The following is a 17763-nucleotide window of genomic DNA, read 5'->3' as shown; positions in this document are numbered from 1 at the left end:
TTCTCCGGGATGAAAAGGGGGAGTAGCTAAAGCATCAGTGTTCGAGCAGTTCGATCGCGTCCACGCGATCGGGATAGAAAGCCAGGTGTTCCTTGATCGATGCGACAGCGTCGTACGGGTGTTCGTAGGTCCACACCGCGTTGACGCCACGTTCGCCGGCCTCGGCGATGCTGTAGTAGCCGCAGTCGCCCTTGTAAGGGCAGTAGGTAGCGTGATCGGTGCGCGCGAGCTGCGACATGTCCACGTCCTTGCGCGGGATGTATTGCACGGGCGGATAGTTCGCTTCTTTCAGTGTCAGCGCATCGCGCGTATCGGCCAGGGTGCGGCCGCCGCTCTTCACCACCACGCGCCTGCCGGTGCGCTCGACGGTGATCGGATGATCCGGACCTGGGATTTTCTTCGGACGTTGGCTGGAGGAAGTGTTCATGGCGTTGCTCCTCGGATGGATTGACGATGGGGAGAGATGATGTCGTATTGCAGATAGCGGCGCGCGTCACTGCGCCAGGAAGGTCGACACGTGCTGTACGAAAAGTTCGGGATACTGATACTGCGAACCGTGGTTGGCATCCGGGTACAGGATCAGCTGCGCATTGGGAATGTTCTGCTGCAGGATGTAGGAGTTGATGGTGTAGATGATCACGTCGGCATCGCCGTTGATCACCAGCGTCGGCTGCTTGAGGTCATGCAGGTACGCATACGGGTTCTCGCGCGCGGCGCCCCACTTGGAGAGTGCCTCAAGCTGCGCCGGTGCGACCTTTTCGTTCGCTTCCGGATCGCGGCCTTCAGTGCGCAGGCGGAAACGCTGCAGGAACGCGCGCCCCGCTGCCTGGCTGGCCTGGGAATCGGTGAAGAACACTTTCAGCCACAGGTGATCGGGCTTGTCGTAGCTGGCGCCGAAGATGCGTTGCGCCTCGGGCGTAAGCGTGGTCATCGCTTCGCCGCTGCGCGGACCGGTGCCGACCAGGATCAGCTTGCGCACCAGCTCCGGCGCGTTCAAGGCGATGGTCTGCGCCACCAGGCCACCGAGCGAAAAGCCCAGCACGTCCACCTGCGTCAGGCCCAGCGCCTTGATGAAGGCGACCGCGTTGGCGGCCATCTCCTCGATGCTGGTGGGCACTTCGCCGGACGTGCTTGAGATGCCGGCGTTGTTGAACAGGATGACTTCGCGATCCTTGGCCAAACCATCGGTGAGGAGCGGATCCCAGTGGTCCATGGTGCCGGTGAAGTGCATGTTGAAGACCAGCGGCACGCCGCCGGCCTTGCCGAAGCGGCGATAGGCGAAACGGATACCGTTGGCTTCCACGAATTGGGTCGGTGCGGTCTGGTGGGTATGAGCGTTCATGTCAGAACTCCGGGCAATGGGGTGATTTTCAAGGGCGGCGGGGGTAGTGCTCGGTTAGACCTGTTAGGCATCGCCTGAGCGCCGTTCGCTTCGCCATGGGATGCACTGTAGGCCGCCCTGGCGCCCTTGAAAAAGACTTTGTAAGCTGGATGCCATGCCTAGAAAGCATGGCTAGCGGAGATACCATGGAACTGCGCCACCTGCGGTACTTCCTCGCCGTCGCCGAGACCGGCAGCCTTACCGTGGCTGCCGAGCGGCGCCTGCACACCTCGCAGCCCTCGCTGAGCCGGCAGATCAAGGACCTGGAAGACCAGGTCGGCGTGGCGCTTTTGCTGCGCAGCGCGCGCGGTGTCGCCCTGACCGAGGCGGGCAAGGTGTTTTTCGATCACGCGCGCATGGTGTTGAGCCAGATCGACGCCGGCATCGAAGCGGCGCGGCGCGCGGCGCAGCCGGCCAAGCAGCGCTTTGCACTGGGCTTTCTCACCGGCCAGGAAATGATCTGGCTACCCGAGGCGATGCATGCGTTGCACGCGGAGCTGCCCAACCTCGATGTCACGGTATCGAGCGATTACTCGCCCGATCTCGCCGATGCGGTGGCGCGCGGCAAGCTCGACCTGGCTTTTTTGCGTGCCGAACCCGGATACGATCTGGTCTATCGCCCCATAAAGCAGGAGCCGCTGGTGGTATTGATGCCCAGCGACCACCGGCTGGCGTCGCGCGATGCGATCAGGGCCAGCGATCTGGTCGGCGAGCCGTTTATCGGTTTGGGCAGAAAGGCGACGGTGTTGGCCGGCGTGATCAAGACGTACCTGGACGCCCAAGGCGTGGAGATCGTTCCGGAGCAGTTGGTGGACAATCCGGCGATGGTGATGTCGCTGGTGGCATCGACGCGCGGGGTGACCTTGATCCCCGCGTACGTGCAGAACTTGATGCCCTGGTCGGTGGTGAGCCGGCCGCTGGCGGGCAAGGCGCCTACGATCGATTTGGCGGTGGGGTACAGCCGGACGAATCCGTCGCCGATCTTGAAGATGTTCCTGGCGCAGCTGGATGCATTGATCGAGCGCGTCTCGGGGGCACCACCGTGATCGCGAAGGCTTCGCTGCACCTTCGCCACGCCAGCGCCGTTACACGCCGCCAACCCTAACGATCCGCGTCGATCGCCGCCAGAGGCACCGGCCAGATAATCCCACTCGGCGTGCCGTCGCGGCTGTTCGCCTCGCTGGCGCGCCCGGATTCGCTCGCGTCGCTCGATAAGCATGCAGCCCCAGCGGTCGGGCGATGCACCTTGAAAGGCGGGAAGGACGGGGTACGGTGCGTAACGGTTGGGCCGTGACCTTGGCGCAGGGAAGACGACGGCCCAGCACGGAGCAGGCAAAAGGTCGAAACGGCAGCGTCAAGCCTGGCGGAAATTCCTGCGCAATTCCTGCTGCGCGCGCTCCACCAGCGCATCCGGCAACCGGTCCGCCCGCGCCGTTGCCGGCGGTGTGCCGCGGTCGATCACGTGGTTGTCCGCCAGCATCTGGATCATGGCCAGATGATCGGCGGCCAGCAGTGCATTGCCCAGCTCCGTGGTCGGCGGCCTGGAACGCACTTCCAGCCGCTCGCGCAAGGCCTCGATCACGTTTGGCGGCATTTCCCAATGCCGGGCCGCGCGCAGCGTAAGGTGGTTGGACATGCTGACGTAGCTGTTGAGAAATGCACGGCTGAACACACCCAGCGTCGGCGGCGCTTCCTGATCGAGCAAGCGGATCATCGCGCCCACGCCGGCATTGCACATGACGCCAGCCAGGTACGCTTCGAACGGATCGCCATGGCCTTTGGCCAGATACGCACAGGCATGGGCGCAGCGCTCGGCGTGGTCCCACAGGCGCTGGCCGGCTGCATGTCCCAGCATGCCGGCGCTGGCTTGCAGGATCGGTTTCATCACATGCTGCGCCACCATCTGGCGCAGACCGTCGTAGCCCAGCAGAACGACTGCGTGCTGCAAGCTGGAGATCGGCCGGGCCGTGCGGTAGTGCGCGCTGCGGCTCACACGCATCACCTCGCCCACCAGCACCGGATCGCGACCGATCAGCTTGGCGACCTTGGTGCCGTCGGAGTTTTCGCTTTTGAGCAGGCGCAGCAGTTGCGGCAACACCTCCGGCAGGCGCGGCAGGGTGGTGATGTCGAAGCGGTCGCCGCCGCAAAGTTCGTCCAGCCGCTTGAGCATCACCTGCTCGGGCGCACGCAGCTCGGAGACCTCCGAGCCGGGCATGCCCAGCACCAGCCGGTAGAACCAGTCCTGCACGTCGGCACTGCCGAGCGCGGGCGCGGCTTCCGGCTCGGCGGGCTTGGCGTCTTCCGGCCAGGGAAGCACGACGTTGAAGCGCGGTCGCGGCTGGGGCGCCTCGCGCGCAAACAGTTTCTTCCAGAACCTAGCCATCGCCCTACCCCGGCAACCATTTGCGAGGAAATCCCCGCACCTGCCCGCTATATCGGCAGAGATCGGCAAGGCTTGACGAGCGCCCGGGCGGCCGGAAACGAAGAGGGGCGGCCACCGGCCGCCCCTCCCCTTTGCCCACCGGTCGTGCGGCGCGATTACTTACGCGGCGCGACGATCGCCCCGATCAGGTCCTTGCCATCGGCACGCTCCAGGTGCGGATAGCGCAGGCCGCCGTGGTAATCCACCTTCGCGGTGCTGTACACATCCACGTTCTTCACCAGCAGCTCGATCGGCGCCTGCGAGGACTTCGCCGCCGTAATCGCGTCTTTCAGCGCATCGGCCGAATAATCGTGGCCGTTGACGGCAACGATGGTCAGGCCCGGCACCAGTCCGGCCTGGAACGCGGGGCCGTTCCACTGCACGTCGCCGATACGACCGCTTTGGCCGACCACCAGGCCGATCGAATAGGCCAGGTTCACGCCGCCGTGGCGCAGGCCCTCGAGGGCTTTCTCTTCGCCGTTGGGCTTGTCGTTGAAGACCAGCTTCCAGCCGCCGCGCTCGATGCCGTGTTCGGGCAGGTCGGCGCCGGTGTAGTCCAGGCGCTCGCGCAGGAACTTCGCCCAGTCGAACGGCTGCACCTGGTTGAGCGTGTTGACGACATCCTGGAAGGTGTAGGTCTTGGTGACGTAGCTGCCGTTGTCCATGCCATAGAAAGCATGGGCGAAGTCATCCAGTGAATGCTTGCCGCCGCTCAGCTCGCGCAGCTTGGTGTCCACGTCCAGCCACAGCAGCTGGCCTTCGGGATAGAAATCGGTGTCGCGGATCCAGTTGATCCAGCTTTCCGAACCGTAATAAGTAAGCGGCGCGGCATCGGCGGTGTCCTGCAGCGAACGCCAGGCGCGGCCGGTGCGATAGGTCATGGAGGCGGCGATGTTGGCCATCGAATCGCGGTATTGCTCGGGCGTCCACAAACCGGCGCGTGCGGTGAGGACGCCGCACCAGTAATCGGTCAGGCCCTCGTAGACCCACAGCAGATCGTCCTGCATGGGCACGTTGAAGTTGGGCGTCCACAGATCGGCCGGACGGCGGAATTTGCCGTTCCACGAATGCACGAATTCGTGCGGCATCAGGCTGGCCGCGACCAGGTGCATGTCGTCGTCGGTGAAGAAATCGGCCGGCAGGCGGTCATCGCTGGACTGATGATGCTCTAGACCGAAGTGGCCGGTGTGATCGGACAGCGTCAGCAGGAAGTCGTAATGATCGTAGTGGTGCGCACCGAACAGCAGGTTGGTCTGCTTGACCACGTTGCGCTGCTGCTGGAGCTGCTTGTCGGTGAGCTTGACGTCTTTGGCCGAGTCACCCACTACGTTCAGATGCACCGGCACGCTGGCGCCCGGCGCCAGGTCCACGCGATTGAAATAGGCGCCCGCGATCAGCGGCGAGTCGACGAAGTTGTTGAAGGTCAGCGGCTTGAAGTGCGTGGTGTTGCCCGACTGGCTGTCCACCTGCAGCGCGGAGCCGAACTTCCAGCCCGCGGGCAACTCCACCGTGGGCTGGATCTGGATCTGGCGCGTGTAGTAGCCGGCCGGATAGAACGCCACCTGGTTGAATTCCACATCGACCAGGTCCGGCGTGGCCGATGCGCTGGCGCCGAAGTTGCTGCCTTCGCCGTCGCCGGGCGAGAGGAACTCAAATTGCAGGTCGAGCTGGCTCACGCCTTCGGGCACGTCCAGATGCAGCGCAAACATGTCGCGCAGGTCGCGCCGCCACGGCAGCTGCTTGCCATTGGCGCGGATGATCAGGCCCGACACGTTTTCCACCGGACCGGACGGCGCGTGCTCGCCGGGAATCCACTTCGGATAGAACAGGGTCAGCGGGCCCGGCTTCACCGGAATGGTTTCGTGCGAGCGGAAGATGCGCTTGCCGGCATCGGTAAGGTCGACGTCGACGGTAAGCATGCCCGCGTAAGGCTGGTCGACCGGCGCCGGCGCCTCGGCCGCGGCGGTTTGCGCGGCGGCCGTGGCCGAGAGGGCGCCGGCCGCGAACAGGGCGGCGGCGAGCAGGCTGACACGCATCGGTTTTACTTTCACAGGGCGACTCCCGGGCAGACACTGTCCGTGCGGAACGCCCGCAGAAACAGTAGGTAGGTGACTACCGCCTATGTAGCGGTTTACCTACGCATGGTAGAGCCAAGGCCCTACCCGCCCTCCCCTGCCAGAGGTCACGAATGCGTCGATGCGGGATTTTCTAAACGGCTATGCCGCATGCCGTATCCGAAATAGATCAGGCAGCCCAGCGCCATCCAGATCACAAAGCGCTCGAAGGTGATCCCCGGCAGACCGCCGATGCGCTGCCAGCCATCGGCATCCGGCCACGGCACGCCGAAGATCAGCAGCAGCGAAAACAGCACGCCCAGCGGCGCCACCAGCGCCAGCGCCGGTGCGCGGAAACTGCGCGGCACCTGCGGCTTGCGCACGCGCAGCACCAGCACCGCGGTGCAGATGATGATGAAGGCGCTGAGCGTGCCGATGTTCACCAGCTCGGCCACCTCGCCGATCGGCAACAGCCCGGCCACCACCGCGGTAAACACGCCGATGATCACCGTGGGACGCGCGGGCGTGCCAAAACGCGGATGGATGTGCGCGAACCAAGCCGGCAGCAGGCCGTCGCGCGCCAGCGCAAACCAGATGCGCGCCGCGGCCAGCATGAAGGCGAACAGCACGCTGGTGACGCCGATCACCGCGGCGGCGGCGATGGTGATGCTTAGCCAGTGCAGGCCGATCGATTCGAACGCATCGGAGACCGACGCATCGCCGCCAAGATGGCTGTAATGGGTGATGCCGGTCAGCACCAGCGACACGGCGATATACAGCACCATCGCCACCGCCAGCGACAGCAGCACCGCGCGCGGCAGGTCGCGTTGCGGATGCCTGGCTTCTTCGGCGGCGGTGGTGAGCGTGTCGTAACCGAACACCGCAAAGAACACCACGCTCGCGCCGGTGAGCACGCCGGCCCAGCCGAAGTGCCCCACGCCCTGCGCATCGACCGTGCGCGCGGGAATGAACGGCTGCCAGTTTGCCGCATGGATATAGAACACGCCCACGCCCACCACCAGCAGCACGCCGATCACCTTGATCGCCACGACCAGCGTGTTGAAGCGCGCACCCCATTCGGTGCGCACGGTCAGCAGCGCCGCCACCAGCAGCGAGATTGCCGCGGCGATCACGTTGAAGCGATGCCCATCGCTGGGCCCGGCGATGGGTTGCGCGCCATGCGTGCCTAGCAGCTGCTGCAGGTAATACTCCATCGTCTGCGTGCTCATGCTCTGCTGTGCCCATACCGGCAAGTGGATGCCGGCCGAGCCGAGCAGTACCTGCACGTAGCCGGACCAGCCGATCGCCACCACCGCCACCACCAGCGCGTATTCCAGCAGCAGGTCCCAGCCGATGATCCAGGCCACGAACTCGCCCAGCACCGCGTAGCCATAGGTGTAGGCGCTGCCGGTTACCGGGATGAGCCCGGCAAATTCGGCGTAGCACAGCGCGGCGCAGGCGCTGCCGAAGCCGGCGATGATGAAGCTCAGCGCCACCGCCGGCCCCGCGTTCGTCGCCGCCTGCTGCCCGGCCAGCACGAAAATGCCCACGCCGATAATGCCGCCGATGCCGATCGCGGTGAGCTGCCACAAGCCGAGCACTCGCCGGAAATCGCCGCGCCCGCCCGCTTCGGTCTGCAATTGTTCAACGGATTTGTGGCGCAGCATCCTGCTTAGGAAACTCATCGAGTGCTCTCCGGGCGAAAGCGCCGATGATAGCGAAAGCCGGTTGCCGGCACGGCGGCTGCCAGGGATATCTGACAGCCGTTACCATGCTGCGCTGCAGCTTAAGCGGTGGCGCCGGCGTGAAAGAACGTCTCCGGGCACCGCATGCAACGCCGGCTCGGCGACCGGCGCTAGCGCCGGTCGATCGAATACTTTCCCGGCCCGGTCAGGCACAACAGCAACAAGCCGCCGGTAATGCTCATGTTCTTGTAGAAATGGATCATCGTGTCCAGGCGCATGCCGCCGGTCAGCGCCCAGAAGCGATGGCCGATCAGCGCCGTGATCAGGGTATACAAGGCCAGCAGCAACGCCAGCGGCCGCGTATAGAAGCCCGCCAGGATGGTGAGCCCCACGAACAGCTCCATCACCAGCGCACTGAAGGCGGCGAGCCTGGCCAGCGGTATTCCCACCGATTCCATGTAGTCGGCGGTGCCGGAGAAGTTCATGAACTTGTCCCAGCCGAAGATGACGAACAGGCTCATCAGCAGGATGCGGGCGATCAGTAGCAGGACGTCCCTGTTGCGTTCGAACAGCTGTGTGTAGCGCATGGTCATTCTCCCAGGGAGAACACGTGCATCACACCCGGCTCTGGCGAGGATGCCAGGCCAGGCGACCCTCTGGTGTGCACTATGGAACAAACCGGCGCATGTTCCAACTCGATTGACTGCAGTTTTCCGCCTGCTTGCCGCGTTTTGCGCACTAGGCGCTACGATGGCGTGATGCACGCGGCGACGATGCTCGCGCTTGTTGCAGCGCAGCTATCCCTGCGCGGCTGCAACCGGCGAACGTACCTGGGCGTATCCGTACCGGCAGCGGCATGAAGCGCGTCAGCCGAGCGCGGGCCGCACCGGGACCGGGTGGCGTCGTTCGTAGCCGGCCACGCACAACAGCGCCACGGCGCCCAGACCGAACACCGCCGTCATCGCCACCGCCCAGCGCGCATCCAAATGCGCAATGCCGAACCATCGTCCGCCCAGCAGCACTGCCACGGCGGTGCCGCCGGTGCGCAGCAGTTCAAGCCACACGCCAACGCCGCGCCCCTCCAGCAGAAAACCCAAGGCCCACAGGCTATAGACCAGATACGCCGCATACGCGGCGGCCTGCGGCAAGGCCATCTTCGGCGCCGCGCCGAGAAAGTGCACACCGATGACCAGCATCAGCGCGAACTGCGCCAGGCAATAGAACTTCAACGCACGCGAGATCGGCGGGTCGTAGCGCGCATGGGTCATGTCGAAGTCCGGTTTGGGAAAACGCGCCGCCACGTCGGCGGGACGCCAGCCTGGCGGCTTGACCCACACGCGCAGCTTGTCCAGCCAGTTGCGCGCGTGCCAGCTGTCTTTGAGCATGGCCCAGTACACCTCCACATTCGCCCACAGCGGATTGAAGCTTTGCAGCGGTGCGCGCGTGCCGTAGACCGGCCGGTCCTGATCGTCTTCCTCGACGAAACTGCCGAAGATGCGATCCCAGACGATCAGGATGCCGCCGTAGTTGCGGTCCAGGTAGCGATCGTTCACCGCGTGGTGCGCGCGATGATTGGAGGGCGAGCAGAACACGCGGTCGAACCAGCCCAGGCGGCCGATCACCTCGGTATGCACCCAGAACTGATAGAGCAGATCGACGATCGCGATCACCGCGAACACTTCGGTCGGATAGCCAAGCAAGGCCATCGGCAGATAGAACAGCCAGCCCAGCAGGAAGCCGCTGCCGGTCTGGCGTAGCGCGGTGGTGAGGTTGTAGCTCTCGCTTTGATGATGCACCACGTGCGCGGCCCACAGCACGTTCACCTCGTGACCCATGCGATGCAGCCAGTAATACAAAAAGTCGTAGAGCAGCAGGCCGCTGACCCACACCCACACACTGTTCGCGGGCAGGGTCCAGCGCGCAAGATGCGCGCCGCACCATCCATAGATGCCGATGGCAAACAACTTGGTGAACACGCCGACCACTTGCGAGATCACGCCAAGGCCCAGGCTGTTGATCGCATCGTTGCTGTAATACACCTGGCGCCCGCGCCACCTGGCGACCAGCAACTCGATGCCGATCAACAGGAAAAAGCCCGGTATGGCCCAGGTCATGATCTGTTCGGGTGTCATCATCTCAGCCTTGCCCGCCTGTGGGCGCCGCGGGGCCGCGTTCGACAGAACGGGCGATCAACCACAGCGCCGCGTAATACGTGGCCAGTATATATAGCGCGGACCACGCCAAAGGGGTGCGAAAACGATCCCAAGCCAGCAGCCCGTCGCTGACCATGAACAGCAGCGCGCCGATGCCCGCATGGCGGGCAGAGGCGGCCCTGGCGTCGCCCCGCGCGCGCAGCCATGCCGCTCGCCCCAGGGCCTGGCCGGCCATCGTTGCCAGCACCCCTATATAAAGCAGCACCGGTCCGCGCAGCGCCGCAGCCATGCCCGGCCATAGCAACCCGGCCATGCCCGCGCCGAACGCCAGGCATGCCAGCCATGGCCATCCGCGTGCGGCGAAGCGCACGTCGCTGCAGAAGGCTGCCATGAAGCATGCATGCGCCAGCAGGAAGCTCACCAGGCCAGGCACAAACAGATCCAGCGGCAGCATCAGCAGCACGTCGCCGACCAGGCAGAAGACGATGGCGATGAGCACGTAACGGCGATAGGCCACCGACACCGGCGGTACGGCGCGCCAGGCGACCCGAAAAATGGCCAGTGTCGCCAGTGGCTTGCACAGCCAGTGCAACGCGTGCCACGTGTCCGCGCCACCGCCGGTGGCCAGCGCGCCGGCGATGGCGCCGGCGGCGAGCACGGTCACCGGCAACAGCCCGCGAAGCGATGCTGTCGATGCAGGCGTGGGCGACAAAGCGGACACGCGCTTTCCCCGTGCGAAGCGATGCCTTGAGCATAGCCGGTGTGGCGCTGCCGCGAGGGACGTGTCGTTTGAATCGCTTCAATCGAAAGGCTTGCGTACCCTGCCGCGCGGCAAGGCGCGGGGCGGCACTCAGTGCTTGTTCTGCTGCAGCGAAATGCGTCCAAGCGCATACAGCGGTCCATTCGTCGGCGCGGTGAATATCAGGCACAACAAATGTTCGCCGTGCTGCGCCGGCACCTTCGCATCGAGCGCGATCTGCCGCCCGCTTTTGGCCGGATCAGGTAGCGGCATGCTGGCGAGCACCGCGCCGTCGCACGTATCCAGGTGCACCACGAACTCGCCGTAGGGCGTACGGTGCGCGCGCGACTTCACCAGGCCAATGTCATGCGCAAGCGCGAAGTTGCGTTCCAACCGCACCACGTCGGCGTGAATGCCGACCACGCCATCGAGCGGCGCGGAGGGAAACACTTGGCAGGCGTCGAACAGATTCACCGCATACACCGGCGCCATGCTGCTTGCATCGGGCATCGGCTGCAGGCGCAGGCGGAAGTCGCTGCCCGGGCAGTTGGGCAATACCACGCCTTCGCGGCTCAGCAGGTTCGCGCGATCGATTACGCGCGTGCGCGGCGCGGCAAGCATGCTGCCGTCGGGCGCGAAGCTTGCGGCGGTGATCGTGATGGGCCACTGCAACACCAGCGCGCCGCTGTACAAGGGCGAATGCAAGGTCGGTACGCTGCCGTCGAGGGTGTAGTGGATGGCACCGAAGTGGGCCTGGTTCGACAATACGATGTCCGCCTTGCCGCTCTTCAATGCGCGATCGGCATCGACCTGGATGTCCGGCGCGAACGCGCTATCGGCATAGTCGATGCGCTGGTCGGCGTAGCGCTCCAGCTGCGCCGGCAGGCGCGCGAGAAAACCTTTCCAGTTCCTGGCCGAGGCCGGCGACCACACCACTTCGCTCAAGGCATCGAGCCGGGGAAAGACCGCATGCTCGACGTGCCGCATGGTGGGCATATGCTCGGTCCACACGTTCACCTGCGCACCCAGCACATGGCTGTCCTGCGCGGGCGTCAAGGCCGATGGCACCGGATTGAAGGCGTAGATGCTGGCCAGATCGCGCACGGGCAGGCGCCCGGCCGTTTCATCCGCGCGGTCGCTTTGCACGCTGTCCAGGTACAGGTCCGGCGAGGGCGACATCACGACGTCGTGCCCCATCTTTGCCGCCTTGATCGCGCCATCGGTGCCACGCCAGGACATCACGGTCGCATCGGCCGGCACGCCGCCGTCGAGAATTTCATCCCAGCCGATCAGGCGGCGTCCATGCGCGGACAAGTAGGTACCGATGCGACCGATGAACCAGCCTTGCAGCGCATCCTCGTCCTTCAGGTGCAGCGCCTTGATCTTGGCCTGCACGGCCGGGGAGGCCTTCCATTGATCCTTGATCGCCTCGTCCCCGCCGACGTGGATGTAGTGCGAGGGAAACAAGGCCATCACCTCGTCCAGCACGTTGTCGATGAACTGGAACGTCGGATCGTCAACGTTGTACAGATACGGATTGACGCCCCAGTCCACCGACACCGGCGGACGCTTGCCGGTGACGCCAAGCTGCGGATACGACGCCACCGCCGCCTGCGCATGGCCGGGCATGTCGATTTCCGGCACCACCGTGATGTGCCGCGCGGCGGCATAGGCCACCACCTGGCGAATCTGATCCTGCGTGTAGTAGCCGCCATAACGCAGCGGTTCGCCGTCGTGCCCCGCGTCGGGCGGGGTGCGCCATGCGCCCAGCCGCGTAAGGTCGGGATAGCGTTTGATCTCGATGCGCCAGCCCTGGTCGTCGGTGAGATGCCAATGCAGGACATTGAGCTTGTGTTGGGCCATCTGGTCGAGCAATGACTCCACCTCGGCCGCCGACTGGAAATGGCGCGCGGAGTCGAGCATCACGCCGCGCCAGGCGAAGCGCGGCCAGTCCGCGATATGCACGGCCGGCACGCGCACCGCGCCCTGCGCGGCGTCGGGCGTAAGCATTTGCCACAGCGTGACGGCGCCGTAGAACACACCGGCATCGTCGCGCGCGCCGATGCGGATGCCCTTGGCGGTAACGTCCAGCGTGTAGCCTTCGGCGTGCGCCACCGCCGCCTTGGCGTCCCTGGCGAACACGATCGCGTTCGATCCGGCGCCATCGTCCACCACCTTCAACCTAAGGCCGCGCGTGCGCGCCAGGAGGTCGGAGAAATAGGCCGCCGACTGCCGTGTCGCCGCATCGTGCGAAGCGGGCACGATGACGGTGTGCTCATCCACCGTGAACGATCCGGCCACGGCACGCACCTGCGCCGGCAGCGGGATCACCGGTATGGCGGCCCGTGGCGCCGAAGCCGCCTGCGCGAGGCCGCAGCATGCTAAGCAAAAAGCCAAACCGGCCAGGCGCAAGAATGTATTCAATGCATGATCCTTAATCGTGCGGCAGGCTCACGGCGTAGAGGTACCACGCATCGTGCGGCAGCCATTGTTCGGTCCAGCGCCAGTCGTCGTCGCGTCCGGTCTGGGCATAGCCGAGATTGAAGGCGATCCCGTCCTCATCGTCCAGTCCCGCGGTGATGCCGTTGATGATCGCGCCGGGCGCGCTGGTGTATTGGTAGGAACGGAAATACATGTATTGCGCATTGCGCTGGCCGCTGCCCATCAACATGCTGGTGTCGTAGGGATTGCGGCCGAGGATCCAGTGCAGTTGGTTCCACGCGTAGCGTTCCAGTTGCGCCTGGAACGCAGGATCGTCGGCAAACAGCGGCGCGGCCATGCGTGCGGCGGCGGCGAGCGACGCCAGGCGCGCATTTTCGCCCTGCCACCACGGCGCCGCTTCGCTGTCGTGCGGAAAGAAAAACGCGGTACGCACGCGGCCATCGCCCATGCGCACCAGTTGCCGCGCGTAGCCGAAGGGATTGTTCACCTCGCCGGTGACGCGCAATTCGTAAGCCAGCGAGCGCCTCACCACATCACGCACGGCGCGTTGCTGGGCGGGCGAAGCAATGGATGCGTATTCGAGCAGCGCCACCACCGGCAGGCCCGCGTCGGTAGGATGGAAGAACGGCCGCGTACCGGCATCGGCGCGCCAGTAATCGTGTTGTCCGGCGTGCGTGACCAGGCGCGCCATCAGGCTTGCCGCACGCTTTTCGGCGGCGTTTCGCCACGCCTGGTCGTGCGTAGCGCGGTAAAGTTCGGTGGCTGCCAGCAGCGCGCAGTAGTCGTCGACGATGTTCTCCACACCATCGTTGAGCAGTTCCTTGTTGTGCGCGTCGAGAAACCGATACGCCGACTCGGCGGCATGCAGGTAGTCCTGCCTGCTGAAATCGCCATCGGCATCGGCGGTGCCGGCCAGCGCCAGCGCGGCGATCGCCATGCCGCCGCCGGCACGGAAACTCGCCTCATAGGCATGCGGACCGCGCGCAGGCTCTTCCACCCGCGCACCGGTGTCGCTGGCCGAGCGCTTGATCTGCGTGCGCCAATTGGGATCGCCAATGCGCCGATCCTGCGGCAGCTTGCCGCTGCCGGGCGCGTCGATCGATTGATAGAACGAACCGTCCGGCCGCTTGTCGCGGACCAGGAAATCGGCGCCGAACAAACCTTCGTCCAGCAAGCGCCGTTGGTATTGGCTGAAATCCGGATCGTGGCGCGCGTCCATCTGCTGCAGGCTGCGCAACAGGCTCCACACCACCAGCGGCAACTGCTGGGTGTTGAAATACGAGGTGAGGTTCTGGTGCGACAGATGGATGCCATAGTCGCCCGTCGCGTCGTACCAGCCGCCGTGGATGTCCAAGGTTCCGGAGCCGCCGTACGGATCGGCTAAATGGCGATCGGCTTTGTCCAGCAAACCGCTGGCGCGCTGGCCCTTGAAGTAATAGATGACGTTGGAGAACGTGTCGCGCTCCAGTACGTTCTGCTGCACCAGAAATTCATCCGAGCGCACGCACTGGCCGGGCAGGTCCAGTCGCAGGTAATAGCGTCCGGGTTTCTTGAGCGCGGAGAAATCGGCGCGCCAGTAATGCTGGCTGCCCCACTTGGCCACCGGGCCGGTGTCTTGCAGCAGTGCGGTGAGAACGGGTTTGCCGTCGTCGGCGTCGATCACGTCCAGCGCGTGCAGCGCCTGCCCCGCGTCAGCCTCCACGATAGCCTGCTTGCCGGCATTGAGCTCGTATCCCACCTGATCGACCAGCACCTTCGGTTCCCCCGCCCATGCGTTGAGCGCGAGCAGTGCGAAGCTGGCCAGGACGCATTGCGCGAGGAACTTCATGCAGCCTCTCCGGCAAGGCGGCCGCGGCAACGCCGGTAGCCGGCGTTGCGGGCCTTTGTTGCGATCGACGTCCCCGCTTGAAAAAAAACGGACCTGGCAAGATCGCCAGGTCCTTGGCGGGGAAGAAGAAAGGTCGAGCTTTGGATCAGAACTTGAAGTGCGCTTCGAGCATGAACTGGCGACCGGTTACATACTCTTCCGACAACTGCGTCTTGCTGCCCAGGTACGCGTAGTACTTTTCGTTGAGCAGGTTGAGCATGTTGAGCGTGAGGCCGAAGTTCTTGTTGAACTGATAGCCGGCCGAACCATCCAACTCCTTGAAGCCGGACACATAGGTGGACGGCGCGCCGGCCACGTAACCGCCGGCGAGATAATCGTCGCGGTAGTTGTAAGACACGCTTGCGCTGTACGGTCCCTTCTCGAAGTACGGCCCGATGTTGTAGGAGTTCTTCGAGTTGTACGGCAGCCAGCCGCCGCTTTCGGTGCGGCCGTCGGAGTAGGTGTAGTTGGCGCGCATGCCGAAGCCGCTTTCACCGAAGGCCTGCTGATAGCTCAGCGTGGCGCCCTTCACCTTGGCGCGACCGCCGTTCACCGGCGCAGTCACGTCGTACTGGCAGATACCCGCCGCGGTGCAAAGGCCCGCCGCGATCTGTGCATTGCCTTCGCTCTGCAGATAGCCGGGCAGGGTCCAGGAACCGTTGATGCGCGACTGGGTGGTGGCTGCGTTGACGATGTAGTTGAGCACGTCCTTGTAGAACACGGACGCGGCAAGCACCGACTCGGAGTTGAAGTACCACTCGGCCGACGCGTCGAAGTTCGCCGAACGATAGGGCTTGAGGTTGGGATTGCCGCCGCTGGCCGTGAGCACCGTGTCGTTGGCTTCGAAGTACGGGGCCAGCTGGTTGTACGGCGCATACGCAACGGTTTCCGACGCTGCAGCACGCAGGATGACATCCGGCGTGACGTTCCACGCGATGTTGGCCGCGGGCAGCACGTTGTCGTAGGTGGTTTTCTGCGTGACCCAGCCAAAGCCCGCCGGGAAGTAGCAGTTGAACGTATCGTCGGCGGAGCACGTGCTGGGAACGTTGTAGCCCGAGGAGTTGAACTGGGTACGCACGAAACGCAGGCCGAAGTTGCCGTGCACGTCGTCGTTGCCGAAGTTCAGCTGCGCATAGGCCGCTTCATTCTGCTGCTGCACGGCCCAGGTGTTGTCGAAGTACACGTTCGCATCGCGCGAAGCGCCGAAACCGGGCGTGCTGAGCACGGCGTTCTTGATCGCGTTCAAGCCCAGCGTCTGCACGTGGGTGACGAAGCTGTCGGAAAGGCCCAGGTCGCTCAGGCCCGACAGATTGGTCAGGCCGCCGTAGCCGATCTGGTTCAGCGTCAGCTGCTGCGGACCGGTATAGGCCTGTTCGACCTGGCTTTCCCAGTGGCTGGCCCAGCGCACGCCGACCAGCAGTTCATTGAAGAAGCCGTCGAAATCCTTGCTGAAATCGAGCTGGCCGTAGGTGTCCCTGGCCTTGTAGAGCAGGGTTTCCTCGTTGCCGCCCCAGCCGTTGTCGGCCCAGTAGTTGGGATTGTTGGCGGTGGACGGATCGGTGAACTGCACACCGTTGTTGATGTTCCAGGTGAAGCCGCCGCCGTAGTAGATCTCCTTGATGAAGGAGGTCATCGGGTTGCGCGAAGAGCTTACGCCCACGTCTGCGGCCAGGCGCCAGCCGTCGCCGAAGTAGGTGCCCTTCCAGTCGATACCCTTGGTGCTCACCATCGACTGGCGCGCGTAGTTATCGGAGAAGGTGGAGGCGGTGCTGGTGCAGGAGGTGGAGTTGTAGCAGGGCGTACCCACCGAGGTGCCGCCGGTGATGATGCCGTTGGGGCCTTCGGTCAGCGAGGTGATGCCCGCCGGCCGGTTGGTCGCCCACGGATACATCGACTGGTTGGTGTTATCCAGCCCGTCCTTCATGTACATCAGGCTGAGCGTGCTCTCGATGCTCTCGTTGGGCTTGTACTGCAGGTTGACCAGGATGCTGTTGCGCTTTTCGATCTGCTGGAAGTTGGCGGCGCTCAGCTGGTTGGGGATCAGGTCGCTGGCCTTGATCTTGCCCGACGCAAGCTCGGCCTCGATGTCGGGGTTGCCGGCGGCGATCGAACCGACGGTGCTGTAGCCGTAGTTCTCCATGCCCTCGCGCGAGGTGTATTCCTCATAGTGCTGGGCGGAAACGTCCACGCCGAAGGTCTTGTCGGCGTTGTGCCAGGAGTAGAACACCGAGCCGTTCGGACGCTGCTGGCCGACCATGTCGTTGTAGTTCGTGCCGAACGAACCGGACAACGTGTTGGGCGCCACGTCCAGCGGCTGCACCGTGTGCATCAGCACCGTGCCGCCCAGGCTGCCTTCAACCAGGCGCGCCTCGGGGCTCTTGACGATTTCCAGCTGGCCAAGGATTTCCGGCGGCAGCAGCGAATAGTTGAAGCCGCGGTTGGGGTTGTCGCCGAACAGCCAGATCGCCTGCGCTACCGGGTGGCCGTCGAGCAGGCTGAGGTTGAGGCTGGGGTCCAGGCCATCGATGCTGACGCGCTGGGTACCCGGAATGCTGCGGTCGAGCGTGACGCCCGGTACCTGGGCCAGCGCTTCGGCCACGTTGGTGGCGGGGAACTTGCCGATGTCCTCGGCGGTGATCGCATCGACGATGGCGTCGGCGTTGCGCTTGGTGTCCATCGACGCCTGCAAGCTGGCGCGGATGCCGGTCACCGTAACCGTAGCCAGCTGCTTGGCATTGGCCGCGCTGGCGCCGTGCGTCTGGGCGGTGTCCTGCTGGCTCTGGGTGATGGCACCGACGCCGTTGTTGGTCGTGCTCTGGTTTTGGTTCTGGTTCTGGTCCTGCGCATGCAGGGCACCGGATATACACAATCCGGCGAAGATGCTCGCGGCTAGTAGAGTCTTACGATGTGACATGGCTTCCTCCCCTCAGAGGCGTTTTTCAGCACAGGAAATGTTCGCGGCATGCCTGTGCTGTGTGGCGTATGGGCTTGCGCCCGGTTTAGTTGAAAAAAACCTCGTT

At 64.6% G+C, this 17763-nt stretch carries 12 protein-coding genes; 1 reads left to right on the top strand and 11 read right to left on the bottom strand.

Annotated elements, in window-relative coordinates; genetic code table 11:
- Positions 1-34: 34 nt before the first annotated feature.
- On the bottom strand, positions 35-427 hold the full coding sequence (locus VME63_RS00580; protein ID WP_325429168.1) for a DUF427 domain-containing protein: 393 nt from the start codon (positions 425-427) through the stop codon (positions 35-37).
- A gap of 66 nt (positions 428-493) precedes the next feature.
- The gene (locus tag VME63_RS00575) at positions 494-1342 is read right to left on the bottom strand and encodes an alpha/beta hydrolase (RefSeq protein ID WP_325429166.1); all 849 of its coding nucleotides are present in this window, start codon (positions 1340-1342) and stop codon (positions 494-496) included.
- Positions 1343-1527: 185 nt separating this feature from the next.
- Between VME63_RS00575 and VME63_RS00570 the strand changes: the two genes are divergently transcribed.
- Complete coding sequence (locus VME63_RS00570) at positions 1528-2427, top strand: LysR substrate-binding domain-containing protein (protein ID WP_325429164.1); 900 nt, start codon at positions 1528-1530, stop codon at positions 2425-2427.
- Between the two features lie 308 nt (positions 2428-2735).
- Here VME63_RS00570 and VME63_RS00565 read toward each other — a convergent pair whose 3' ends face one another.
- From VME63_RS00565 to VME63_RS00525, 9 genes are all read right to left on the bottom strand, one after another.
- On the bottom strand, positions 2736-3764 hold the full coding sequence (locus tag VME63_RS00565; RefSeq protein WP_325429162.1) for an HDOD domain-containing protein: 1029 nt from the start codon (positions 3762-3764) through the stop codon (positions 2736-2738).
- Between the two features lie 155 nt (positions 3765-3919).
- Positions 3920-5839, bottom strand: a complete 1920-nt coding sequence (locus tag VME63_RS00560) for a M61 family metallopeptidase (protein WP_414648182.1) — start codon at positions 5837-5839, stop codon at positions 3920-3922.
- Positions 5840-5985: 146 nt separating this feature from the next.
- Positions 5986-7542 (bottom strand): amino acid permease, encoded by a 1557-nt coding sequence (locus tag VME63_RS00555; RefSeq protein WP_325429158.1) that lies wholly within the window; start codon positions 7540-7542, stop codon positions 5986-5988.
- Positions 7543-7712: 170 nt separating this feature from the next.
- Positions 7713-8129 carry a DoxX family protein gene (locus VME63_RS00550; RefSeq protein WP_325429156.1) on the bottom strand — a complete coding sequence of 139 codons (417 nt, stop codon included), beginning with the start codon at positions 8127-8129 and terminating at the stop codon, positions 7713-7715.
- Between the two features lie 279 nt (positions 8130-8408).
- The gene (locus VME63_RS00545; RefSeq protein WP_325429154.1) at positions 8409-9677 is read right to left on the bottom strand and encodes a sterol desaturase family protein; all 1269 of its coding nucleotides are present in this window, start codon (positions 9675-9677) and stop codon (positions 8409-8411) included.
- 1 nt (position 9678) lies between these two features.
- Positions 9679-10416 (bottom strand): lysoplasmalogenase, encoded by a 738-nt coding sequence (locus VME63_RS00540; protein WP_325429152.1) that lies wholly within the window; start codon positions 10414-10416, stop codon positions 9679-9681.
- A gap of 129 nt (positions 10417-10545) precedes the next feature.
- Positions 10546-12858, bottom strand: a complete 2313-nt coding sequence (locus VME63_RS00535) for a beta-N-acetylhexosaminidase (protein WP_414648180.1) — start codon at positions 12856-12858, stop codon at positions 10546-10548.
- 10 nt (positions 12859-12868) lie between these two features.
- The gene (locus tag VME63_RS00530; RefSeq protein WP_325429150.1) at positions 12869-14704 is read right to left on the bottom strand and encodes a glycoside hydrolase family 9 protein; all 1836 of its coding nucleotides are present in this window, start codon (positions 14702-14704) and stop codon (positions 12869-12871) included.
- Positions 14705-14849: 145 nt separating this feature from the next.
- Positions 14850-17657 (bottom strand): TonB-dependent receptor, encoded by a 2808-nt coding sequence (locus VME63_RS00525; RefSeq protein ID WP_325429148.1) that lies wholly within the window; start codon positions 17655-17657, stop codon positions 14850-14852.
- Between the last annotated feature and the right edge of the window lie 106 nt (positions 17658-17763).

It is taken from the genome of Dyella sp. (assembly GCF_035503745.1).
Taxonomy (GTDB): Bacteria; Pseudomonadota; Gammaproteobacteria; order Xanthomonadales; family Rhodanobacteraceae; genus Dyella_B.
This window is presented reverse-complemented; position numbering and strand designations above follow the sequence as displayed.

Bases quoted from the DNA above. Each gene is read 5' to 3' on its own strand.
- VME63_RS00550 (WP_325429156.1), bottom strand. From the start codon at position 8,129: ATGCGCTACACACAGCTGTTCGAACGCAACAGGGACGTCCTGCTACTG.
- VME63_RS00565 (WP_325429162.1), bottom strand. From the start codon at position 3,764: ATGGCTAGGTTCTGGAAGAAACTGTTTGCGCGCGAGGCGCCCCAGCCG.
- VME63_RS00570 (WP_325429164.1), top strand. From the start codon at position 1,528: ATGGAACTGCGCCACCTGCGGTACTTCCTCGCCGTCGCCGAGACCGGC.
- VME63_RS00555 (WP_325429158.1), bottom strand. From the start codon at position 7,542: ATGAGTTTCCTAAGCAGGATGCTGCGCCACAAATCCGTTGAACAATTG.
- VME63_RS00545 (WP_325429154.1), bottom strand. From the start codon at position 9,677: ATGATGACACCCGAACAGATCATGACCTGGGCCATACCGGGCTTTTTC.
- VME63_RS00560 (WP_414648182.1), bottom strand. From the start codon at position 5,839: ATGCGTGTCAGCCTGCTCGCCGCCGCCCTGTTCGCGGCCGGCGCCCTC.
- VME63_RS00580 (WP_325429168.1), bottom strand. From the start codon at position 427: ATGAACACTTCCTCCAGCCAACGTCCGAAGAAAATCCCAGGTCCGGAT.
- VME63_RS00575 (WP_325429166.1), bottom strand. From the start codon at position 1,342: ATGAACGCTCATACCCACCAGACCGCACCGACCCAATTCGTGGAAGCC.
- VME63_RS00525 (WP_325429148.1), bottom strand. From the start codon at position 17,657: ATGTCACATCGTAAGACTCTACTAGCCGCGAGCATCTTCGCCGGATTG.
- VME63_RS00530 (WP_325429150.1), bottom strand. From the start codon at position 14,704: ATGAAGTTCCTCGCGCAATGCGTCCTGGCCAGCTTCGCACTGCTCGCG.